This is a genomic window from Candidatus Sulfuricurvum sp. RIFRC-1, assembly GCF_000310245.1.
In the GTDB taxonomy this organism is placed as follows: domain Bacteria; phylum Campylobacterota; class Campylobacteria; order Campylobacterales; family Sulfurimonadaceae; genus Sulfuricurvum.
Window position 1 is genome coordinate 1,453,418 of sequence record NC_020505.1, and the last position, 24,329, is coordinate 1,477,746.

21 protein-coding genes are annotated in these 24,329 nt (G+C 43.7%); 4 read left to right on the forward strand and 17 right to left on the reverse strand.

The window, feature by feature from the left end; all coding sequences use genetic code 11:
* Positions 1-33: 33 nt before the first annotated feature.
* The 3 genes from B649_RS07365 to B649_RS07375 are packed head-to-tail and all read left to right on the forward strand — an operon-like array spanning position 34 to position 3,622.
* Positions 34-1,746 (forward strand): FAD-dependent oxidoreductase, encoded by a 1,713-nt coding sequence (locus B649_RS07365; RefSeq protein WP_015653890.1) that lies wholly within the window; start codon positions 34-36, stop codon positions 1,744-1,746.
* A gap of 10 nt (positions 1,747-1,756) precedes the next feature.
* The gene (gene sdhB, locus B649_RS07370) at positions 1,757-2,734 is read left to right on the forward strand and encodes a succinate dehydrogenase iron-sulfur subunit (RefSeq protein ID WP_015653891.1); all 978 of its coding nucleotides are present in this window, start codon (positions 1,757-1,759) and stop codon (positions 2,732-2,734) included.
* A 9-nt stretch (positions 2,735-2,743) separates the two neighbouring features.
* Complete coding sequence (locus B649_RS07375; protein ID WP_015653892.1) at positions 2,744-3,622, forward strand: heterodisulfide reductase-related iron-sulfur binding cluster; 879 nt, start codon at positions 2,744-2,746, stop codon at positions 3,620-3,622.
* Between the two features lie 27 nt (positions 3,623-3,649).
* Here B649_RS07375 and B649_RS12255 read toward each other — a convergent pair whose 3' ends face one another.
* From B649_RS12255 to B649_RS07415, 8 genes are all read right to left on the reverse strand, one after another.
* Complete coding sequence (locus B649_RS12255; protein ID WP_015653893.1) at positions 3,650-4,732, reverse strand: GGDEF domain-containing protein; 1,083 nt, start codon at positions 4,730-4,732, stop codon at positions 3,650-3,652.
* Between the two features lie 131 nt (positions 4,733-4,863).
* Positions 4,864-5,388, reverse strand: a complete 525-nt coding sequence (gene mog, locus B649_RS07385) for a molybdopterin adenylyltransferase (RefSeq protein ID WP_015653894.1) — start codon at positions 5,386-5,388, stop codon at positions 4,864-4,866.
* Entirely contained in the window at positions 5,385-5,903 is a 519-nt protein-coding gene (gene bioV / locus B649_RS07390) for a pimelyl-ACP methyl ester esterase BioV (protein ID WP_015653895.1), read from the reverse strand. Before bioV ends, mog begins: the two co-directional genes overlap by 4 nt.
* Positions 5,890-7,557, reverse strand: a complete 1,668-nt coding sequence (locus B649_RS07395) for an AAA family ATPase (protein WP_015653896.1) — start codon at positions 7,555-7,557, stop codon at positions 5,890-5,892. Before B649_RS07395 ends, bioV begins: the two co-directional genes overlap by 14 nt.
* On the reverse strand, positions 7,532-8,779 hold the full coding sequence (mtaB, locus tag B649_RS07400) for a tRNA (N(6)-L-threonylcarbamoyladenosine(37)-C(2))-methylthiotransferase MtaB (RefSeq protein WP_015653897.1): 1,248 nt from the start codon (positions 8,777-8,779) through the stop codon (positions 7,532-7,534). The genes B649_RS07395 and mtaB overlap by 26 nt, the downstream gene beginning before the upstream one ends.
* Entirely contained in the window at positions 8,776-10,398 is a 1,623-nt protein-coding gene (locus B649_RS07405; RefSeq protein ID WP_015653898.1) for a mechanosensitive ion channel domain-containing protein, read from the reverse strand. Before B649_RS07405 ends, mtaB begins: the two co-directional genes overlap by 4 nt.
* Positions 10,395-11,450, reverse strand: coding sequence for a 3-dehydroquinate synthase (gene aroB, locus B649_RS07410; protein WP_015653899.1), 1,056 nt, complete (start codon positions 11,448-11,450; stop codon positions 10,395-10,397). Before aroB ends, B649_RS07405 begins: the two co-directional genes overlap by 4 nt.
* A gap of 92 nt (positions 11,451-11,542) precedes the next feature.
* A complete protein-coding gene (locus tag B649_RS07415) occupies positions 11,543-12,949 on the reverse strand; it encodes a TrkA C-terminal domain-containing protein (protein ID WP_015653900.1) in 1,407 nt (468 codons plus the stop codon).
* 111 nt (positions 12,950-13,060) lie between these two features.
* On the opposite strand from B649_RS07415, the gene B649_RS07420 reads away from it, so the two are divergent.
* Positions 13,061-15,058 (forward strand): GGDEF domain-containing phosphodiesterase, encoded by a 1,998-nt coding sequence (locus B649_RS07420; RefSeq protein WP_291750839.1) that lies wholly within the window; start codon positions 13,061-13,063, stop codon positions 15,056-15,058.
* Here the strand turns inward: B649_RS07420 and B649_RS07425 are convergent.
* The 9 genes from B649_RS07425 to B649_RS07465 all read right to left on the reverse strand — a co-directional run bounded on the left by B649_RS07425 (position 15,055) and on the right by B649_RS07465 (position 24,320).
* Entirely contained in the window at positions 15,055-15,798 is a 744-nt protein-coding gene (locus B649_RS07425; RefSeq protein WP_015653902.1) for a TIGR02757 family protein, read from the reverse strand. The genes B649_RS07420 and B649_RS07425 overlap by 4 nt on opposite strands.
* A complete protein-coding gene (locus B649_RS07430) occupies positions 15,798-17,063 on the reverse strand; it encodes an RNA polymerase factor sigma-54 (RefSeq protein WP_015653903.1) in 1,266 nt (421 codons plus the stop codon). The genes B649_RS07425 and B649_RS07430 overlap by 1 nt, the downstream gene beginning before the upstream one ends.
* Positions 17,064-17,069: 6 nt before the next feature.
* Entirely contained in the window at positions 17,070-17,792 is a 723-nt protein-coding gene (lptB, locus tag B649_RS07435; protein WP_015653904.1) for an LPS export ABC transporter ATP-binding protein, read from the reverse strand.
* Complete coding sequence (gene tsaE, locus B649_RS07440) at positions 17,785-18,195, reverse strand: tRNA (adenosine(37)-N6)-threonylcarbamoyltransferase complex ATPase subunit type 1 TsaE (protein WP_015653905.1); 411 nt, start codon at positions 18,193-18,195, stop codon at positions 17,785-17,787. Before tsaE ends, lptB begins: the two co-directional genes overlap by 8 nt.
* Positions 18,192-19,172, reverse strand: a complete 981-nt coding sequence (gene trpD / locus B649_RS07445) for an anthranilate phosphoribosyltransferase (protein WP_015653906.1) — start codon at positions 19,170-19,172, stop codon at positions 18,192-18,194. The genes tsaE and trpD overlap by 4 nt, the downstream gene beginning before the upstream one ends.
* Entirely contained in the window at positions 19,169-19,417 is a 249-nt protein-coding gene (locus B649_RS07450) for an RNA-binding S4 domain-containing protein (RefSeq protein ID WP_015653907.1), read from the reverse strand. The genes trpD and B649_RS07450 overlap by 4 nt, the downstream gene beginning before the upstream one ends.
* 227 nt (positions 19,418-19,644) lie before the next feature.
* Positions 19,645-21,384 (reverse strand): YgiQ family radical SAM protein, encoded by a 1,740-nt coding sequence (locus tag B649_RS07455; RefSeq protein ID WP_291750840.1) that lies wholly within the window; start codon positions 21,382-21,384, stop codon positions 19,645-19,647.
* 327 nt (positions 21,385-21,711) lie between these two features.
* The gene (locus B649_RS07460; RefSeq protein ID WP_015653909.1) at positions 21,712-23,673 is read right to left on the reverse strand and encodes a LapD/MoxY N-terminal periplasmic domain-containing protein; all 1,962 of its coding nucleotides are present in this window, start codon (positions 23,671-23,673) and stop codon (positions 21,712-21,714) included.
* 11 nt (positions 23,674-23,684) lie between these two features.
* Entirely contained in the window at positions 23,685-24,320 is a 636-nt protein-coding gene (locus B649_RS07465) for a transglutaminase-like cysteine peptidase (protein ID WP_015653910.1), read from the reverse strand.
* Positions 24,321-24,329 lie beyond the last annotated feature (9 nt).

Here is a 24,329-nt window from a genome sequence, read left to right on the forward strand (position 1 = left end):
ATCATCCCTAGATTTTATCAACAAGGAAGGCGTATGAGTATTCCCATTTATACTTATGATGCGGTTATTGTCGGAGCTGGTTTAGCCGGATGTGCTGCAGCTCGCGAGTTGCAAAAAGCCGGTAAAAAAGTTGCCGTCGTCACAAAACTTCACCCGTTGCGTAGTCACTCCGGTGCAGCACAGGGGGGGATTAATGCAGCGTTTAGTGATGCTGACAGCGTTGAGCTTCATGAGTTCGATACCGTCAAAGGGTCCGATTATCTTGCGGATCAGGACGTTGTTCAGTTTATGTGTGAAAAAGCACCGGAAACGATCCGTTGGGTAGAGCGTATGGGAGCGGCATTCAGCCGTAACGAAGACGGTACCATTGCTCAACGCCCATTCGGCGGACAATCATCTCCACGCGCCTGTTTTGCGAAAGACCGTACGGGTCTTACCCTCCTTCAAACCATTTACGAACAAGCATTTCGTGAGGGTGTCGAGTTTTGGGATGAGTGGTATGTAGCCGACTTGTTGTATAACGAAGGTAAAGTATACGGAGTAAGCGCGTATAACATCCGCAACTCTGAAAAAGCAATTTTCAATGCAAAAGCCGTTATGTTCGCAACCGGCGGATACGCTCGTGCATTTAAAATCAACTCAAACGCTCATGCGAACACAGGTGATGGTCTTTCACTCGTAGCCCGTCACGGTCTTCCTCTCGAAGATATGGAATTCGTACAATTCCATCCCTCAGGGCTTTCGGGTAACGGTGTTTTGATCTCTGAAGCGGCTCGTGGTGAGGGTGGGAAACTCCTTAACTCACTCGGTGAGCGTTTTATGGAAAAATACGCACCCAATGCAATGGAACTTGCATCTCGTGACGTTGTTGCCCGCGCTATTATTCAAGAGATCCGTGAAGGACGCGGTGTCGGTCCCCGCAAAGATGCCGTATACATCGACCTCGTCCATTTAGGAAAAGAGAAAATCATGGAACGCCTACCGGAACTCCGTGACCTCGCGATCACGTTCCTCGGACTTGATATGATTAAAGAGCCGATTTTGATCTCAGCAACTGCCCACTACTCTATGGGCGGTATTCCTATGGATAAAGAGGGACATGTTCGTAAAAACAACACGGAATTCGTTGAAGGTTTCTACGCAGCAGGTGAGTGTTCATGTTCGTCTGTTCACGGGGCAAACCGTCTTGGTGCCAATTCAGTTCTTGAAGCCTTGCTATTCGGCCGTTTCGTCGGTAAAACAATGGTAGATGAAGTTGATGGAATTACGTTGCACTCGGCGACTGAAGCAGATGCGGAACGTATGATTAATGAGATGAACTGGGTATTGACCAATAACGGTCAAGAATCCGTATCCGTACTTCGTGATGAACTGCAACAATCGATGACCGATAATGCAGGTGTTTTCCGAAGCGCCGAAACACTTTCCGCTCAAATGGAAATTCTAAAAGATTTACGCAACCGTTATAACAATATCCGTATTTCGGATAAATCGAAAATCTTCAATACGGAACTTCAAGAAGCGATCGAATTCGGCCATATGCTCGATTATTCACTCTTTATCGTCGCAAGCGCATTGGATCGTAAAGAGAGCCGTGGGGCACATTTTCGTGAAGATTTCCCGACACGTGACGATGAACAGTTCTTGAAGCACACCATGGCATACATGGATGAAAACGGTGAAATCAAGCTTGATTACATGGATGTAACCCTCGGGCGCCATGAACTCAAAGCACGATCATATTAAGGAAGAGAATATGGATACGATAAAATCGCAACAAGTAACGTTTAAAGTTTTCCGTTTCAACGAAGAGACCGATTACCTTCCTTACTATAACACTTATACTCTCGACGTAACTCACGAAGAGGTTGTCCTTGACATCCTCAACCGTATCAAATGGGATCACGACGGCAGCCTCTCCTACCGCCGAAGCTGCCGCCACGGAATCTGTGGTGTTTGTTCAATCAAAGCCAACGGCAAAGGGATTCTAGCCTGTAAAACCCGTTTGTTTGACCTCGTCGAAACATTCGGAAATGAAATCATTCTTGAGCCGCTTAGCACCAAACGCGCTATCAAAGACTTGATTATTGATAAAAAAGATTTCTGGGATAAACATGCTCAGGTTAAACCGTATCTCGTCAGTGAAATCGAAGAGCATCCGGCACTTGAGCACCTCGTCAGCCCGCATGATGCCGAAAAACTTCTCGAAGCCGACTACTGTATCCAATGCGGTGCATGTCACTATTCATGCCCTGCCCTCGCAATCAACGAGGAGTTTATCGGGCCTGCGGCATTTGCTGCGGCTTACCGATTTTCTGCCGATGTTCGTGATGATGCTTCAATTGAACGTTTACATGTTGTCAACGAAGAAGCTCAGGGTGTTTGGGATTGTGTCAAATGTATGGAGTGTGCCGAGGTATGTCCTAAAGAGGTCAATCCTATCGAAAAAATCACCAAACTTCATAACATGGTATTTGAAGCAGGCATAGCGAAAAACAATGTCGCAACCCGCCATGCCGTCGGATTTGCCCATTCGATTCAAAAACACGGTCTACTCGATGAAGGTGAACTTGTCCGTTACTCCGAGGGAAATTTCGGCGTTATGAAACATATCCCGGAAGCAATCGCCATGTTTAAAAACGGCAAAATCGTGATGCCATGGAACATGCCGAAATCAAAAAATCTGGATGAAATCAAAAAATTGATTAAATCTTCATCCACCGTGAAATTTTAGGAGCTGATTATGGAAAAACTAAAATACGCCCTCTATACTGGATGTACGGCGCGTGAAAGTACGCCCGAGCTTCTAAAATCAACCATGGCAATTGCCGATAAACTCGGGATTGAGCTTGTGTTGTTAGACGAAGCTTCATGTTGCGGTGCATCACACCTTCAAGATTACGATGATTTCCTCTCATTGGTTTTGAATGCCCGTAATATCTGTTACGCTGAAAAACTCGGACTTACCATGGTCACCATCTGTAATACGTGTCAGCTTAATACGGCGATGACCAAGCACCGACTTGACACAAACCCTGAACTTAAAGCCAAAGTCAATGCGAAATTGGCCGAAGTGGGATTGGAGTACAAAGGGACTTCAGAAGTAACTCACTTCCTTTATGCCATCATCCAAGATTACGGTTTGGAAAAATTGGCTGCACGTGTCCAAGTACCTCTTAGCCAGTTTAATATCGCACCATTCTACGGATGCCATAATATCCGCCCATCTGAGCTTCAAAACCTCAGTAACGGCGGTGAAAATCCGTATACTCCAACCTCTTTGGATGATTTGATCATCGCGTGCGGCGGTGTGAATGTCGATTATGAAGAGAAAAATAAATGCTGCGGTTTCCATGCTGAGCTTCAATCACCGCGCACAGCAGCAATCCTAACAGGAAATGCGATTGCCGGTGCCATGGATGCAAATGCAGACTGGATGGTTACTCCGTGTCCCTTGTGTCACCTTAAACTCGATGTACAGAATCATGGAGCTTCAAAAGCCCTTGGACGCGATGTCCATCTTCCGGTACTTCATATGCCGCAGATGGTTGGTCTCGCACTCGGATGTACTCCAACGGAACTCGGACTTAACCACCACGTTACCAAAGTCGACTTCGTCTAATCTTTCTTCTCCCCGCATCGGGGAACACTATTCATTCCAGATTCTTACCTGATTTTTTCCCCGTTTTTTAGCATCATAAAGAGCCTTATCTGCTTGACAAAGCAACTCATCGATATTTGAAACATCTTTCTGCGATGCTATGCCAATGCTTATTGTCATGCGTAGATCACTTTTTTCACGTAACAACCGGCTCTCTTCGACAGCACGACGAATTATTTCACTTCGCTCATATGCTTGAGAGAGTGGCAGGGGAAACATGATGGCAAATTCTTCCCCCCCTATCCTGCCAAAGGGTTCACTATCACGAATGTGTAATTTAATTGTTTGGGTAATCAGTTTCAATGTGCTATCACCGATAGCATGGCCGTAAGTATCGTTAATGGCTTTAAAATCATCAATATCAATCATTACCATAGAGTATGCTTGATATTTTCCCTCCAAATTCCCCACTTGATACAAAAACTCACGCCGATTTAAAATACCGGTTAGCTGATCGGTTTGGGCAAGAGATTTAACCTCTTCTAACGTTTTAGAGAGTATCTGAGAATGATACGTTGAAACTATCTCATAAAAAAGCGCAATCAAAAAAGTAGCCATAAGTGCCAAGAATTGCATAAAAAACTCTATGTGAGACGTATGAAAGTACCAATGATAAAGCCATAATGCCATCAAATACGAAAAAGCGTACAATGTTCCTAAACGGGCCCCTAAAAAAAGGAGCCCTCCGATAACAGCAGGAAAAAATCCATAAATAGTAATGGATTTTATTTCTGTTTCAAATAATATAGTGATTTGCGAGAGATAAACATTAATCGCAAAAATGACCGTTGCCGAGTAAAATGAGAGAATTTGCAGACGTAAATACATAAAATTCATCAAAATCATGACAATGCTCAAGAACATCATCACAATGATAAATGTATTTTGAGGAGAAATGATCAAGACACATGAAGCGGCTAAAAAAGCCAAAATCTGACTTAAGAAAAATGCGGTCACTTTCCCTTGAGACTGGATTGTCGTATGTAAAATATCTTCTTCGGACTTAGGGCAAAAAAAGCGGTAAACACGATGCGAAAGTGTACTTAAAGATGATATCGATTTATCGATCATCGTCCGCTCCTTTTCCTGCAATAACAATCCAAAGACTTCTAGAATGTCACACTCAGGATTAAAAGATTATTAAGATTTCTCTATATATATCTATATCGACATTTTTGTTTATTAAATAATTTTTTTTTAATTTATTGCTTTGGTCGAAACGCTTTTATAACTTCTTCGTTGCACTCTAAATACGGCCCCTCGATCAAATCGATACAGTACGGTACGGCTGGGAACACGGCATCCAAACACTCGCGGATCGATTTAGGCTTACCCGGAAGATTGATAATCAGAGATTTACCTCGGATTCCCGCTGTCTGTCGTGATAGGATAGCGGTAGGAACGTATTTAAGGCTTACCTGACGCATCAACTCACCGAACCCCGGCATCATCTTCTCGCAGACGTTTTCGGTCGCTTCAGGGGTCACGTCACGTTTTGCAGGACCTGTCCCCCCCGTCGTAACGACTAGACAGCACCCCTCACGGTCACACAACTCCATCATCGTCTCTTCAATCGTATCTTGATTGTCTGGGATACAACGGTACACAATCTCATGTTCTGATTTTAAATAATCTTTCATGGTATCTTGAATCGCAACCCCTGATATATCTTCATAAATCCCCGCACTCGCACGGTCTGATGCAGTTATAACACCTATTTTAATCATTGTAAATTCTCCTGTAAAAAATGGTTTCCTCTTCGGATAGAGATAACGGTGGCATAGGGGAGAAAAAACTCCCTCGCCCCTGAGACATCGATCACTTGATCGTCTAACCCAAGATAGACCTCGATACGTGTCCCTTTGGAGCATATAGACTCCATCAACTCACTCGTCCATTCAAAATAGAGGAGTTCTTGCAAAGACTCGGCATCATTGCTTCCCAATGAAACGGGAGCTACGGGTAATGGGGAAAAGCAACTCGTCAAAAAATTATCCAGATACCGCTCGGCATCTTTGAAATATCCACCCATCTGAAGTCGTCGGAAAGACTCTTTTTTCGTCTGAAAAAAAGCGGGAGAAAAGAGTTGGAGGGTATCGATACGCTCAGACGAATCACGGACATACTGTGCTGCTTTGATCGCACCGTAACTAAATCCTGCTACCGTATACTCACCGCGCTTTAAATAAGGATCAAAAAAACACTGATCCCCAGTGAGTGCAAAACCGCTATAAAATCTCATTCATCGTTGCTTTGGCAAGTGCTTTGGAAATATGTTCGTATTCATCGAGAATCGTTTCGAATTTAGCAAGAATTTTTTCATGACGTTCTAAGAGTGCGCTCATCTCACGGTAGAGACGATCGGTAAGTTTAGCTTCATCCTCAGCTGAGGGCTGGATCGTGCTTCCCATCCCGTATTCATATACCATTGCATGAGCCAACTCTTTGGCAACCCCCAAATCATGCGACGCATTGCTGGCGTGTTCACCGAAACGAAGATGTGACGCAGCGATCCCTGCAAGATGAACCCGTATATGCGCTTCGATCTCATGACGAAGCTGCGGCTCGGCAGTAGGGGGAGTGATCGAATCATTGGTCAGGGTAATCTTCTCATACGGCAAATCAAACCATGTAGCGGCAAAAACTTTTCCTGCTTGGTAACGCACTTGATAACGACGCTGTTCATCACTGAGCATCGCAATTTTCTTTTTCCCGAACATCACTTTATCTTTGACCGCAATAAAGTGTTCCGCTTTAACCTGAATCTCATTTTGACGCATACAGAGCAACGCCGCTTCATTCACCAAAGCCGCTAATGATGCTCCGTTAAATCCGACCGTCATTTTGGCAATTTCGGCGATAGAAAGATCATTCGGAATATGGCGAAGATATTTCTGTAAAATCGCTTCACGTTCACTTGCCGTAGGAAGCTCAACAAAAATACGGCGATCAAACCGTCCTGCACGAAGCAAAGCCGCATCCATCACATCAATATTATTGGTCGCGGCGATCACTACGATGCCGCTCGTCTCTTCAAATCCGTCCATCTCGGTGAGAAGCTGATTGAGAGTCCCCTCTCGCTCGTCGTTTCGTCCCCCTTCACGCTTTTTACCTACCGCATCAATCTCATCAATAAAGATAATGGCGGGGGCATTTTTCTTGGCAGCAGAAAAGAGTTCTGAGACCCTTTTCGCCCCCATACCGACATAAATTTGTACAAAGGAGGCACCGCTTTGGTAGAAAAATGGGACATCCGCTTCGGCAGCAACCGCTTTGGCGATCATCGTTTTACCGACACCCGGAGGGCCTACGAGAAGTACACCGCGTGGCATACGTGCGCCGAAACTATAGTAGCGTTTCGGATTTCGTAAAAAGTCAATGATCTCTTCGAGTTCCTCTTTAACATCACCGATACCGCCGATGTCACTAAATCTGACCGTCGATTTGACAGCGGTTACATTGGAAGATGGAGCTTCAGATTCCGCTACGGCAGTTTTTGTCACGGGTGTTTCTATCACTGGTGCATCATCTTCAAAGCCGAGTTTACTTTTCCATGCCCAAAATCCTGCACCCCCGATAAGGCCAAAAAAGACGAAAAACCAAATCCACCCATTTCCCCCTTTTGGCTCAATCACAAGATTCGCTGTCAATTCGGAAGGGAGTTGTGACGAAGCAATTTTAACAACCCCATTCTCTTTGGTAGCAAAATAGGTATATCCATCATCGCTAAACGCTTTTTCAATTTGATTATTTTCAATCAATTTGGTCGCTTCTGCAAGGGTTACCGTGTCTCCGCTATCACGCAATAATGCAAAAAGGAGTAAAAGGAGAACAATCCCTCCTGATAGGATAAGAATGAGCTGATTACGGTTAAAATTTGGCCATGTTATATTCATCGTGTACCTCATAGTGCTCCAGTGTGATCCAATCACCGCTGATATCTTCATTCGATTCAATGATCACTTTATTAAAAAACTGATCATACCCACTATAGTGTTTACCATCACCCGATTCGACTAATACTTCCAAAGGAATTGTCATCGTTTTTTCTCGAAATGCATAATTGTTGGCGGTGATCAAGGCATTGAGTTCAGCCATTCTTTGAGCAGAAAGGGCACCGTTGACTTCCGGTTTCATGGTCGCACTCGGTGTACCGTCACGCTTGGAATAGGTAAAAGGGTGGATATGAGTTAGGTGCAGATGTTTGATATTTTCCATCGCTTCCTGCCAAAGCAGATCACTTTCACCCGGATGTCCAACGATAAAATCGGTTCCGAGAGCAAACCCTTTGGCATTCAGCATTCCGAATAATTCCACATCACTTTTATGGCGGTTGCGGCGGTTCATCAGACGAAGCATCTCATCACTGCTGTGCTGAATCGCGATATGAAGATGGCGTTCCAACCACGGTTCATCCAAAATCTCCCGAAATGCTTCATTGATCTGTATCGGTTCCAACGAACCTACACGTATACGTCGAACTCCTCGGATCAGCGACATTTTTTTCATCAGTTCCGCGATATTTCGCCCCTCACCCTGACCGTAACTGCCGACATTCGTTCCCGTAAGGACAAATTCACCGAAACCGTTCGAAGCTAAACGCGATACCTGCTCTAAAATCTTAGCTTCATCCATACTGCGAGCATCACCGCGCACATATGGGATAATACAATAACTGCAACGGAAATTGCACCCCTCTTGTATCTTGATAAACGCGCGTGATTTTCCGACAAACTCATCGACAATTGCATCATCAATGTAGTTCAAATCGCCAATTTCATAAAAACGGCTCTCTGAGGAGAGAAGTGTATTGATCTTCATTTTTTCCGAAGGGCCGAACACCCCTTGGATCTTTCCTGCACCGAAAAGAGATTCCCCTTTGGTATGGGCACCGCATCCGGTCAAAAAGAGTTTTTTGCCCTGCTTATCCATCTGGTTGATATAACCTCGGACACTGACATCGGCTCCATTCGTTACCGTACAGGAGTTAACGACAACGATATCCGCGTTATCCTCATCCTCTGTCACTTCATAATCGTTCAACGCACTCATCATCACTTGGGAATCAAAAAGATTGGTACGGCAGCCGAAGGTTTTGAAATAGACTTTCGGCTTCATTGAGCGTCCATCGGAGGAGGAGATTTCGGTGGTATCGGGGCGGTATAAAAGGTCTGCGTCGGATAGGCGATCGTAATATCATGCTCGGCGTTAAACGCATCGACGATATCGGCAGAAATTGTACTTCGTAATGTTAAAGTCGCATACGCATTGGTAAGATACCACGCACTCACTTTGAGTCCATTGGATTCGATAAACGTAAAGACACGCGGCTCAACATTACTGTTTTTGAGGCTGTATTTGTCTCGCAGTTTGTTGATCTGTTTTCGGGTGATATCGGTGTAGCCTTTGGAGTATTTTCGGCAAATCTCTTTCACCAAATGGGCCGCTTTTTTGTGGTTAGAATCAAAGGTGATAACAATATCGATCCCATCCCACACCGTTTTCAGTGACCCATGCGAATAATTGGCAATCATCGAGGTGAAAATGTAGTTATTCGGAACAAAAACAATCCGTCCCGCCCGTCGGTTTACTTCGACGGTCGTAAGTGTTACGTCTTCCATGATCGTGATACGCTGCATTGAAATATCCAACACGTCTCCGACGTATTCCATCCCGTCTTTCATGAAACGGACACGATCACCCACGTGAATCGACCCGCCGACCACAATAACCAACCATCCCAAAAGTGACATAAACCAGTCACGCATCGCAATCGCCAAACCGGCAGATGCGAATCCGAGAACGGTAGCGAAATAGCCCACATTATCGATGTAACTAAAGAGGAGAATCAAAATAATCAGCGTCACATTGATAAACGTAACGATTTTATTGGCCATATAGAACCGCTCGTTATCGACGATGTAGCGTTTAATCACCCGCTTGAACAAAAAGGAGATTAAAAACAGAACAACAACGATCATTCCGATATTGAGAAGTTTAAAAATCTGATCTTTTATCTCTTTGTTGATTTTCGCTTCGGTTGATTCAATCCGTTTTTCGTACACATCCGCAGTAGAGATTAGGGTCTCAAGGGCTAATTTAAACTTTTCCACTTGCAGCAATGTTGCCTCAAGCTCAACTTCGTAATCGGCTTTGGGATTGAGGTGCATTAAATCTTTATACAATCCGACTTGGTGTTCTAAAAGCGCTATCAGTTCCTGGAGTTCCTCTTCACGCAACACATAATCGCGATACTGGCTGTTGAGCCGTTTCACATAGGAAAGTCCTGTAAAAATATCAAGAGGGTTGGTGATAGAGGGAAGTTCACCCGCTTCATCCGGTTTGAGCAATGAAACGAACGGAGAGGCCCCTTGTGCTTTGAGCAAATCAATCTGCTCGGTCAATACTTTTTGTTTCGCTTGAAGCGCTTCAATTTCTAGTTTGCGTTCAACGTTAGAGGACCTGTTTTGCAGCTGTTCAATCCGATATTTAACGTCCCGAAGACTTTTTCGTGCCTCTTGATACGCCATATAGGAGTTATAACTTTTAAGCCAAATACTGTTGCCGTGAGAAAGCTCTTTTTGGATTTTTGCGAGTTCATCCTGAGCATTTTGAATTTGAACCTCTTGCGGAACCTCAATCGGCTGCTCTTCAACCGCTTTTTCCTCTTTTTGGGCGGCATTGAGGGTTAAAGCACTAACAAAAAACAGCGCTAAAAGAAATCGATAGCCTCTCACGCGCTCATTCCTTGAAATTTTGATAAACTCTTTTTCACGGTTGCCGCATCGATTGCATCGGTAATCTCAACGCCGCCGATTCCGCGAGGGAGGATGAAGGTAATAGTGCTATCAGCACTTTTTTTATCCAAGAAAAAGGTTTGGTAAAATTTCTCAACATCATGAATCGGATACGTAAGCGGCAAATCGTAACGACCTAACAACGTCTTGATACGCATCGCTTCTTCAAAGCTCATCAGTCCCATTTCACAGGCCAAATCGTTGGCCATTACCATACCGATAGCGACACTTTCCCCATGAAGATAGGTTTCGTAGTGTGTCTCATTTTCGATGACATGACCGAAGGTATGACCGTAATTGAGTGCCGCACGAAGCCCCTGTTCTTTTTCATCCGCTTCCACCACGCGCGCCTTCGTTTCAACCGCCATTTTTATAGCATGTTGAAGATTATCCCCTTCGCGCAAATCATTATTTTCTAACCATTCAAAAAATGAGAGATTAAACGTTACCGCCATTTTGACGATCTCGGCTACACCGGCACCAAACTCACGCGGTGCAAGGGTGGATAAAAAACTCGGGTCGATATAGACGGCGCGAGGTTGATGAAACGCACCGATCAGGTTTTTACCGAAACGGTTGTTCACCCCTGTTTTACCACCGACACTGGCATCGACTTGGGAAAGGAGCGTCGTAGGGATCTGGATAAAATCGATCCCGCGATTATAGAGACTCGCAGCAAATCCGCCCATATCTCCGATCACACCGCCGCCAAAAGCAATCAAGAGTGATTTGCGGTTCAAGCGATGATCAAACATCCGGTCTAAGATACTCTCAATTGTATCAAGCGTTTTATACTGCTCGCCATCGGGGATCGTAATGACATACACCTCTTTGGCTTTAAGAGTGGAGAGTAGCGTTTGCAGATGTAAACCCGCAACTTTCGGATTGGTCAAAACAGCCACTTTACCCTCGAAGTTTATCTCCGGCAAAGAACCAATGTGAATAGGGTATGAGTCATCGATAATACGTTTGAGATTAATAGAGATTGTCATAGAAAAACCTGATGGATTAAGTTATTGCGTAATGAGTTATATATTACAGAAACATCACTTAAAACCCTCTTGGACAGGGCTGAAGCGAGTTCTTAAATTTGAGTCGGGATAAACAGTTGATGGTAACGACCCAGCTTATGGTACAACACTTCAGGATCGGTAGAAAAATAGGCATTAAACGGGTTCATAAACATTTTAGAGGTGAACGGGAGAACATGAAGAAAGTTTTCCCGCTCACGCAGGGTTCGAATCGGGTTCTCTTCTTGTGCAGAAACATGAATGGATTTGGAAAAGATCGTGGCAAGATTATTAAAATGTTCTATTACCTCTTTTTTATGAGACCCCTCTTCATTCGCGTAATCAATCAGTTCCAGATTAAAACCAAACTGTGATGAAACGTCAAATATGGTGGTAGAAATATTTTCAATATATCCCTCTTCACTCAAAATCACGACACTCTCTTTGAGCGATGAAAAAGAGCGTTCGGAGAGTTTTAACACCGGCACATTTCCGGCATAAAGTTTTTTACGAATGCTCTTCCTCGAAAAAGCGGTATGAGAAACCACAAAAAGACCAATATGGTATTTTTTGATATCGTCCAAAATGATCCCCTCATCGGGCTTTGCATCATAAGAAATATCGATGGTTACTCCGCCTTGAACGGAGGCCTTAATCATTCTCAAAACATCAATATCACCGGGATTTACGACTTTGATAATGAGGGGCTGACGAAGCTTTTTCTGAATAAAAACACTTCGTCTGACCAGTGCCATAATAGCGGATGGTTTTTCGATACTCATATCAATATAGAGGTAAATTTTAGACCCGAAAGGGGCAGGAAATTGCCCCAGTTCTCGTTTGATTGCCCGATAAATAGAGCGTAATACGGCAGGATCACCGACCAAAACCAATGTATCATTGGGCTGAATCATTTTATTATCACTCGGAATAATGAGTTGACGGTTTCGGTAAATTGCCGCTATTTTCCAGTTTTTCTGTTCAATCGATCCGATATGGCGATACACAAACGAACTTCCAAAAGGGACGAGAACTTCCATGATTTCACCCGAACCCAACCCGATATTTTTCGCAAGAACAGGAATATTGGGGAGATAATCGATCAAGTTTGCGGCAATCAGTTCTTGCATATTAACCCATTCAATATCATCACATGGACTTACTGCATTCCATAAGTCAAGTGCAATGATCCGAATAGAAGGTTTGTACATACGAATATTTTTAATCGTCTGTTCTAAATCATTTGCATTTTCCATCACTAAAATGATTTGCCAGAAATCCATTTTTAAAAGATTGGAAATTTTGTAAAAACTGGTAGGATCAAATTGAAAAAATTTGTAACGTGCCGGATTGTAACCCTGGAAATCATTCTCATGCGTTTGGACAACATAATAGAGGTTTTCACTGGTATAAGTGCCGATAACACGCTCTATATAGTGATGACCGATAGCTCCGTCACTGACGATTAATATTTTTTTCATTGTCCTGCAAACTACTTATGATCGTTAAATTTAAGACGTGATTGTAGCACAATTCGTTTATAGGGTAAAAATTAAATTCATATGTGTAGTATCGTTTTTTTTGATTAAAGTATGATACACTATATTCATCTGAACCGAGACATTGGAGGAGGAGCATTGATGCATCTTGATGCCAAAAAGTTTTTCTTCGCCTTTTTCTTTTTTATTGCAACACTCATACTATTGGGCTATTACCATTTTGATCATGAAAAAAAATTTATCAATCACAATATAAACGCCAATTTGCAACGTGCCGTTGAATCGGCACAAGTAGTGGTCGGTGACAATTATCATTCTAAAGTTTTAACGAGTACGCCGACCACGGTTGAAGATGCCGATACTATCAAAACCCTCACCGCTCTGGCACACGCACAAGGGGTCGAGTATATTTATTCTTTAGTAATGGATAACAAAGGGCAACTCCATTTTACCTCCAGCAGTGCCCGTAATCATGAACTCCGAACCGGTCAAAACCTTACCCGATTTTTCGATATTTATCCCAATAATCCCGATATGATTAAAGCCCTTAAAACGAATCAAATGGTTTGGGATCTTAAAGAAGAATCAGATCAATGGGGACAATTTAGAAGCGTATATCTCCCAGGAACCACACCATCGGGCTATCGCTACATTATTGGAGCGGATATCGAAGTGGGCTCCATTCAAAGACTTTCCAATGCCGCAGCTTTCAAAGCCATTTCAACCTCTCTGATCATTTTTTTAGGTGCATTGCCATTTTTACTCGTCTATCGAAATACCATGCATGGTACCGCAAACTTTTTACGTTCCCAAGTCCTTAATGCAACCGATGAGCTCCGAGAAGTAAACGAAATATTAGAAACAAAAGTTGAAGAAAAAACCAAACAGCTGATCTCCCAAACCTTTGAAGACACTCTGACCGGTTTACCGAATCGTCATCGACTGCAATACGATATGGACCGGACCCGCTATAGTGCATTGGTCATATTAAATATGTATAATTTTAGAGAAATCAATGATTTTTTCGGATTTAGCGCCGGTGATGATCTCTTGCGGCAGATGGGGCACTGGCTGATAACCCTTGATTTGTACCCGTATCGTCTTAGCGGGGATGAATTTGCCGTATTGTTTGATGAAGAGTTGAGTGAAAGACAGCTCGAAGATCTCTGCTTGAAATTACTCAATCGCCTTCACGATTATCCGTTCAGAGTGGGTACAGAAAGTATCTCTCTTAATGTTACCATCGGGATTGATCAAGGACCTGACATCTCTTTGGCACATGCCGATATAGCCCTCCATCAAGCCAAAGAGAGCAGTCAACATATCGCGTTTTATAACAGTGAATCGCATGTTGAAGAACAATATCAAGCTAATATTGCCCTTACGTCAACCATCCACAATGCACTATCCTCAGGTCGGATTATCTGTTTTTATCAGCCGATTGTCTCCAATCAAAGCGGACGAATTGAAAAATATGAAACACTTGTTCGAATGATTGATGAATCCGCGCATATTATTCCGCCACTCGATTTTCTCCAAACTGCCAAAAAAACACGTTTGTATCCCCAAATTACCCGAACTGTTATCGAACAAGCTTGTAATACTTTCAAAAATCGAAATGAAGAATTCTCCGTGAACCTCTCTATCCGTGATATTTTAGACCAAGGAACGGTTCGATTTATCGAAGAGATGATTGTTGCAACCGATACGGCTCACCGCATCGTATTTGAAATTTTAGAATCCGAGGGAATTGATAATTTTGATGCAGTTATAGAATTTGTTCAGATCATGAAAAGCTTAGGTGCAAAAATTGCCATTGACGATTACGGAACCGGATATTCCAGTTTGGAAAATATCCTTCGACTCGACGTTGACTACATTAAAATTGACGGATCACTCATCCGTAATATTAACAGTGATCCAAAATATGCCGTTGTTGTCCAACATATTGCAGATTTTAGCGCAAATCTCGGCATTAAAACGATTGCTGAGTTTGTCAGTTCGGAAGATATCTATCAACATGTAAAAGCAATCGGAATCACCTATTCACAAGGATATTACACCGGTAAGCCGAGCATCCTTACCATTTAAAGCAATTTTTCCTGACCAATCCGATAAAGGGCAAAATCGTATTTAAGCGGATCATGCGGATCAAACTTTTTGAGTCTTTCCGTCAGCTCAATGGCGGAACGCATATCGCATACAGACCGCGTTAAAAGCCCTAATCGGTGAGAAACATTAAACGTATGGGTATCCAGAGGCATTATCAAGTCACTCATCGATACACCGCTCCACAATCCCATGTCAAGTTCGTTTTTACGAACCATCCAACGTAAATACATCATCCACCGTTTCATTGCCGACGCTTTTGTTATCGATACAATCGGTTTTCCGATCAAAAATTCATACCCCTTTGAGCGATACGGGTTAAGGTCATAAAGAGATGTAATCAATGTCGATACTCCACCAATGAGTCCATCCGAAGAATACCCGTCTTTAAAAGCCTTTTCAGCCCCGCCGGAAGCTTTTAATCTCCCAAGGGTACAGAACCATTGGATTATATCTTCGCTACTTTGAAAACGATAATATTTCCCCTCTAATTTGAAACGTAAATCGGATTCAGCCAAATCCACTAAATCCTCTTCCAAAGTGGCTAAAAAGACAACAATGGCTTTTGCGCTCCCATAAGCAAACAAGGCACACGTAAGTGCATGATGTTGATCCATGCTCCGACGCGCGATCATCAGCGGATCGGGGCGTGCTTCGCACAATTCATCTCGATTATTACGTGCAGCTACCTGCTCATCGAGATACGCTTTGAGGTTTTTCACTAGCGCCCTAGCAGATAAAGTTGTTTACGTTCACTTGATCCCGCGATATTGAGCTGTTTACGGTATTTAGCGATCGTTCGGCGAACCATCGTAATCTTGAATTTTTCTTGGATCATCTCAAGCAGTTTCATATCACTGAGCGGTTTTTTATGCGACTCATTTTTGACCAATTCAGAGACATACTCTTTAATTGCGGCATTGGAGACATCTTCATCGATCGCTGTCGTGAAAAACTCTTTCATCGGATAAATACCACGATTACACGCAATATATTTGTTGGCAATCGCACGAGAAATAGTAGAAGGGTTATGACCGAACTCATCCGCCAGCGTTTTAAGGGTTAGCGGTTTAATCGCCCCTCCCGTAAAGAAATCATACTGATATTCAACGATCATCAGCCCTACTTTGTACAAGGTCGCTTTACGCATCTCTAACGCATCCACAAGACTTTTGGCCTCTTTGAGCTTGTCACGAACAAAAGTATGATCGACTCCGTACGCTGCATCGATGGAAATTGAGGGATAATATTGATCGTTCAATTTTACTTCGATTCCCTCTTCTGGATCCGTATAGATCATCAAATCGGGGATAACCTGCATTGAGTCCTCCATGTAATCGATTGCCGGAGGATTTTTAAAACTCCCGATAACCCGCATCGCTTCGTCAAAAAACGGCTCTTTTCGGTAGCGCCCTAATTCATCGAGATGATTGATCATATCCGATGCTAGGGTGTATCCCGAATCACTGATTGACGAGGAATCCAGTTGAAATAAAAAAGATTCACTCACATTTCGTGCGCCGATACCGACCGGTTCTACATGGATAAAACGGAGACGGATTTTTTCAAATTGTTCCATCGTCAGAGCGTTTTGAGCACAAAAAACTTCCGATTCCCCCTCATAATATCCCCCTTCGTCGAGATTTTCGATGATATGGGTAGCAATAAGACGAGAAATCGGCGTGGGAAATAAAGAGCTGTCTATCTGCTCTTCGAGCACTTCATACAAACTCTTGTGCTGGATTGTGAGTGCTTCAATCGCTTCGCTGTGAGAGTTCTGAACATAGCCAAATTGAATTTTTTTCGGGATTCTTGCTTCAAAAGACTCCTCATATCCCGATTTGACATCAATCAGAGGGTTTCCCTCAACAAACGGAGCCATCGCTTCACCCAGATCACTGAGACTCGACTGCAAAATCGGCAGCCAGTTACGAAGAGTGTTAGAAAGCTTGTTTTTGAGCTCGACGCTGGTTTTTACCCGTAACATCTGATGCTAAAACTTGAACGATTCACCGAGATAGTGTTGACGCACATCGGCATTATGAGCAATTTCATCACTTGTTCCCGATGCTAGAAGCTGACCGCTTTTAATAACATAGGCTCGATCACACACCGCTAGCGTTTCTCGTACATTATGATCGGTAATCAAAACACCGATCCCGTACTCTACGAGCTGCGAGATAACACTTTGGATATCCATTACGGCAATCGGGTCAACTCCGGCAAACGGCTCATCGAGAAGTAAAAAACGGGGTTTGTTCACCAATGCCCGTGCAATCTCGGCACGACGACGCTCTCCGCCGCTGAGATTGATCCCGCGACGGTTTCGGATCGGTTCGATATTAAACATCTCCAACAACTCTTCAATCCGCTGTTCCGCCATCTCTTTACTCAATTTCCCCGCTTGTGCTGCAATCACGAGATTCTCTTCAACGGTGAGGTCTTTAAAAATCGAGGCTTCCTGAGGTAAGTACCCTATCCCCAATCTGGAACGTTTGTGCAGAGGCAAAGATGACACATCAACCCCATCAATAAATACTTTCCCATCCGTTGCTTCGATCAGACCGCATATCATGTAAAATGTTGTTGTTTTTCCGGCACCGTTAGGTCCAAGCAGTCCAACGACCTCTCCGGTACGGAGTTCCATACTGATACCGCGAACGATTTCATGCTTTTTAATGGTCTTGACCAAATTCTCAATTTTTAATTCATGCACGCTGCACCTCATACCATCGCGAAGTTTCATCGCATTTAATAATTTTCACAATAAGTGTCTCAATCCCGGAACGTTTAAGTAAATTAATCAAAGGCTCATCTCCCCATTCGATCAGGTGATACCCCTCGTGCTCCAACTCTTCCATCATCCCTAAACTCAAAAATTTCTCAAAACCGTAATTGTAAAGATCATAATGGTAAAGTTTCTCACCGTAGCGTTGTTGAAGAGAGAACGTAGGGGAAGTCACAGAATCCCCCACCCCTAAAAAACGTGCAAAAGCCTGTGTAAAAGTTGTTTTACCACTGGCTAAATCGCCTTGCAGGATAACAACTCCCCCTTGTGGCAGTAATTCAGTCATATCTGAACAGAGTTGAGGCAACTCATCTAAAGTAAGTTTGTTCATAGCTTAGAGGATACCGAAATAATCTGATCTAATTTTTGTGCCGCTTTACCGCTGAGCAAAGTATCACGAGCAATCTCCAATCCCTCTTGCGCATCTCGCGCCATCCCCTCTGCTACGAGTGCGTATGCCGCATTGATAAGGACCATATCCCGTTGTGCTTCAGTGGCACGGTTGTTTAAAATATCGGTAAGAATCTGAGCATTTTGTGCCGCTTCTCCGCCGAGAATCGCTTCAAATGGAGCTTTTTTGATCCCCAGCATCTGCGGATCGATCTCAAAATACTCTATCAGGCCGTTTTTCAAATGTCCCGCATAGGTGATATCGCTAATACTGATCTCATCCATCTTTTCGCGTGAACTTACCACGATTGCCGATTGCATCCCGAGTTCACGTGCCGCTTCGGCCATTTTAGGGACAAATACCTCATCGAAAACCCCGAGGAGAATTTTAGAGAGCCCCACCGGATTGGTGAGCGGTCCGAGGATATTAAAGATCGTTTTCTCAGGGATCGAGCGGCGGATCGGCATGATAAATTTCATCGCCGGATGGTGGTATTGGGCGAATAAAAACGTAAATCCGCACTCTTGGAGGAGTGTCGAACTTTGCTCCAGAGAGAGATCGAGTTTCACCCCCAGATATTCGAGGACATCGGCACTCCCCGATTTGGAGGTGATAGAGCGGTTGCCATGTTTGGCAACATAAGCACCCGAAGCGGCGAGGACGAGCGCGACGGTGGAGCTGACGTTGAAACTTCCGCTCTTATCTCCCCCCGTACCGACAACGTCAATCAGCTTTGGTTTCAGTTCAGCGGGAACTTCGAGAATAATCGAATGACTACGCATCACCTCCGCCGCCGTTGCGATCATCGAGGAGGAAGTCGATTCATTCAGAGGAAGAGTCGATAAAAACTCCCTCATCTCCTCATCATTCATTCTATGTTCAAAAAGTGCTTCAAAATCCGTTTTGGTGGCGTTCATGAAAGCTCCTTGATATAGAGGTTTTGTTGGGATTTCGGGGTCGATTTGAGGGTAGGTATAGCGAGCACTTCGTAGCGCATCTGTTTTTCGAGGTATACGAGGGTGATGATATCCCCTACGGCCACGTTTTTTGCCGGTTTCACCGCTTTGTCGTTGATGTAGACAACACCCTCGCCGATCATATCCTGAGCAACGGTGCGACGTTTGGTCAGATTGACCGCATTTAAAAATTTATCGATTCGCAAAGAGGTTCCGTAGTATTGATTTATAAGTGTTTATTGTAGGTAAATGAAGCTAAAAGAGAGGTAAGAGCGCAAAAATTGTTCCACTTATTTTATCCCGTTCGCCCTGAGCCTGTCGAAGGGTGTATTTCTCGCTCCCAAGCTCCAGCTTGGGAGTGTGTAATATTTATTAATTATAAGTCTGCATTCCCAACGAGGACGTTGGGAACGAGTAAACGGGATATAAGATTTTAACTCGCAAATCCGCTCTTAAAAGAGTCCTTGGCAACCACTATCTGCTTTTGTTTCTCTTTACGTGCCGTATCTTTTTCGACGAAGATTTTTTTACGGGTGGCAGGGTCCATTTCGGTGTAATACATCACCGCAGAGTACGTTCCCGGTGTCGGGGTAAATACCTGCGCTTGTTCAGGGTTCATCTTTAGTTCATCCGTGGTAAAACGTTTCAGATCGTGCATATCTTTCTCGGTGCATCCCGGATGGGCGGCGATGAGATAGTAGGTCAAAAACTGCTTTTTCCCCTCTTCTTTGTTCAATTTATCATAAAGCTTTTTAAACTCGACAAGGGTCTGTTTCCCCGGTTTGTTCATCAGATGCAATACATGATCTGAGGTATGTTCAGGTGCGACCTTCATCTGACCGGAGATGTGATGTTTTACCATCTCTTTGAGATACTCATACCCTTGACGTTTGTCCTCGTTGATGAGATCGTAGCGCACCCCCGAAGCGACAAACGCTTTTTTGATTCCCCGCACTTCCCGAAGTCGGCGGAGGAGATTAATAACACGGGTGTGATCCACTTTCATCGATTTGCACAGATGGGTATCATCGACGCACCGTTGATGGTCACACGTACCGTGTTTAAGTTTTTTGTTACACTCATAGCCGTACATATTTGCCGTGGGGCCTCCGACGTCGCTGATAATCCCTTTGAAATCTTTGTACTCGGTAAATTGCGTTGCTTCCGCTAAAATCGATGCTTCGCTGCGGGTACGGATAGTACGTCCCTGATGCACACCAATCGCGCAGAAATTACACTCTCCCCAGCACCCCTGATGGGTCATAATGGAAAACTTGATCGTTTCCAGACACTTTACCGCACCTTTGGGACGATGGTACGGATGAAGCTCACGGGTAAAGGGCAATGAGCTTACCGCATCCATCTCGTTTTCATCCAGATAATCAGCAGGAGGGTTTTGGATAGCGTATCGTCCATCCACCTCTTGACATAGCCCCTTTGCAGAGATGGGGTCGTTATGGTTGTAAAACGCATCAAACAGATCGATATATTTCTCTTTGTTATCCAAACACTCTTGATGGGAGGGGAGGGTCAAATACCCCTCACGCGGCTCTTTGGCGATATAACACACCCCTCGAATGTTATGAGGAGATTCACCTCTCTCTAACGCTTTTGGCAGAGCGATGATCGCCCCCTCCCCCATTCCGTAAATGAGATAATCGGCTTTGGAATCGAACAAAATAGGCTTACGGAGTTTGTTCGTCCAGTAATCATAATGGCTCACGCGACGCAAACTTGCCTCGATTCCTCCCAGGACGATAGGGACGGTATTTTTGAAATGTTTGCGGATAAGATTGGTGTAAACGAGTGTCGCACGATCGGGTCTGGCATTATTGACACCGCCGGGGGTGTAGTCGTCGCTGTTACGAAATTTTTTGGTTGCGGTATAGTTGGAGACCATCGAATCGACACTTCCGCCGCTCACCCCCCAAAAGAGTTTCGGTTCGCCTAAACGCATCACATCATCCGTATTAATATCAGGCTGAGCTATGATCCCGACCCGATACCCCTCACGCTCCAGTATCCGTCCTACCACTGCGACACCGATAAACGGAGAATCAATATAGGCATCCCCGGAGATGAGGATAACGTCACACTGATCCCATCCGTGTGCCTGCATTTCAGCACGGGTGGCGGGTAAATATCGGAGGGTTTCAGGGGTAATAGTTTTCATAACGCGATTGTACCACAACGTCATCATCCTCGGACTTGATCCAAGAATCCATCTTTTGCACTTAAGATTATTTTTCTTTGGCTGGATTCCCACCGTAAACCTGCGGTATAATATTTTCTATGAAAAATAACCTAAATGAAGGTAAGTAGACATGAAAAAATTACTAAAGGAACATTAAATGGAAGAACAAGGAAATCTATTCATTTTACTGGCAGTTGTAGCTGCTTTTGCTTTCGTGTTGACACGCAAAAAAAGACAATAGCATACGCCATACCCGCAGGGGGCACAATGGCCGTTTTCACGGGAATGACAGAAAATCCGCATACACTATTGTAGCAATGCTACCGGCGCGATATGAGAGCCTTGAAATCGTTCAATACCGAGCGCTTTTAAGTTTTCAACCTCTTTTGCATCTTCGATATTAATCGCTATGATCGAAATCCCCAGACTTCGGATAACGTTATTAAAACTCTCACGACTCTTACCCGTCTCTTTATCGAACATCATATCTTGCAAATAGGCACTGTTTGCTTTGATATAATCCGGACGAATTGCTTGAAGATAATGGGCACCTGCTTCAGGAATCGCAAAATGATCGATTCCGAAACGGTATCCGAACATTTTAATCATTGAACTGATAGTAGATACCGCTTCGAGTTCATTTAATGCTATTGTGTTGCTCACTTCAAACCATAACACTAAGTCACTCTGACGATGGAATACTTCCAATTGAGCTCTTAGCCATTGAATATTGGCATATTTTTTCACAAAATCGCCGCTGAGATTCAACGCTAACGGTGTTATCGGATTATGCTCTTTGATGTGTTTAAAGACTTTTTCGATCATATAACGATCCAGAGTATCGATAAGCCCCAGACTCGTCGCAACAGGGATAAAATAGCCTGCTGAGTGAATAATTCCCTCCCGATCCAACAATCGCAAAAAGATCTCTTCATGGAGTACATTAAGTTCATCAGAACGTTGTTCAACCGCACTTTGAAATGCCAACAACATACGAGATTCCTCTAAACTTTTGAGTAATTCACTGCGCCACTCTTCACGCCCCAAAACTAGCGGCTCATCTTCTTCGAGGTTCTTGTCTATCATAAAATTACCGCGAAGTTTGGCCTGAGTTACCGCATGATCGGCGCGTGAAAAAAGTGATTTAAGGGTGTCTTTTTCACTGTAGGTACCGATTCCGCATCCAATAATCAAATATTCCAAAAGATCTTTATCCATCTCATCAATAACGTTACGCATATGAATCATAATCAGTTCAATTTGATGGTATACCTGATCTATCTCATAGGCCGGAATCGCCGCAAAAAAATCGCTTTCATTCAATCGTGCAATCAGAGAATGACGAAACGAACCTAGCTGAGTGTTCAATGCTTCGGCCAGAGTATTGACCAATTGGGTATAACGCTCATACCCTTTTTCACGCTTCAATCGGTCAAGTTCATTGATACTCATCATGACATAAATACCCGAAGAAAAGGATGCATCCGATTGGAGATAATCGGGTAGTTTAGCGGTGAGATAACGACGGTTATGAAGTTTCGTCTCGCTATCTTTATAGAGAAGTTCGTGATAACGTCGTAATGTTTCGTTCTCCCGTTCAAAAATATCTTTGACTTTTTCTACCATTGCATTCATGGCTGTTGTAACAGAGCGAAATTCGGTCGTGAAGGGGATTTTTTTCTCAATAATAAATTCGTTATCAATAATTGCTTTAGCTTGATCACGGATCCGTTTCAACGATTTAAGACTTAGTGAAAGTAAAAGATACAACGTCATAAAAACGACAATACCGATCATTAAAAATGTTTGGATCAAATCGATCAATGTACTATAGAGTTGACGATAGGCATTTCCCGTATGTCCGCTCACTTCCAACGTACCAAAGCGGCTCCATCCGATCATAATATCACTCGTTACACTCACATTATGAATCGGCACCATCTCGATAAACCATTGAGGAACATCACTAACACGGACATCACTTTCCCGGTTATAAACCTCTTTGCCATCGATATCGACCAATCGGATACGTTGGTAATACCCGCTGTCATAGATCGCATTGATCATTGTTTCCATACTCGAAGAGTCCGAAGTATCCGCTACTTTCGAGAGTGAAAGGCCCAACGAGTGTGCCGTATTTTTAGCGTCGGTATAGAGCTGATTTTGGACGAACTCGGTTGCCGATTTAAAGTTCAGTAACATCACCGACACCAATATCACCCCTAAAAAGAGGGTTAGCATTATCACCAACTGTTTAAATAAACTCATCACTAATCCTTTTATCGTGTTATAACTAGCTCGTCCCATGGACGTTTTTGTTTGGTTGCAGCCGGGACCATTTTCCCGATTTGCGCTTGCTTGGCATTAAAGAGCTCATCCCCGCTGAAACTGTAAATAGGTATCAAATCGTCCCGTACGGATGCGGGGAGAATTTTAAAATTGTAGTTGTCCAAAACGAGTGGTATCGATTTGGGGGTTTCGTAATAGGTCAGAACTAGATGAGCACTCTTATAGCGAATCGATTTCGCATAGGTCATAAAGAGTTTAGAGGTCGGAACACCCAGCTCTTTAAGGGTAAAATATTTGGCAATAACATAATCTTCACAATCGGCTCTGTCTTTACCGATAAATTCATAGCGTGTTGCCCAGTAATCGCTGATTCCCCATGTCGTTTTATCGGATGCATAAGGGGTTTGATTGAAAAAATCATTCACCTTTTCCATTTTTCCCATATCGTCCAAATCCCGCGCTTCATTCATCATTTGAATGAGATAGAATGCTCTTTTTTTGGCAATCGGACCGTATTCACGCTCGATTTTGTCCATAAAAGCTTTGGAAATAGAAAATTCGGGGGAACTGAGGAGAATGGCGGCAAGTGCCGCCGTTATGAAGAAAAGAGCAACCGTTTTTTTCATGCTCTTATT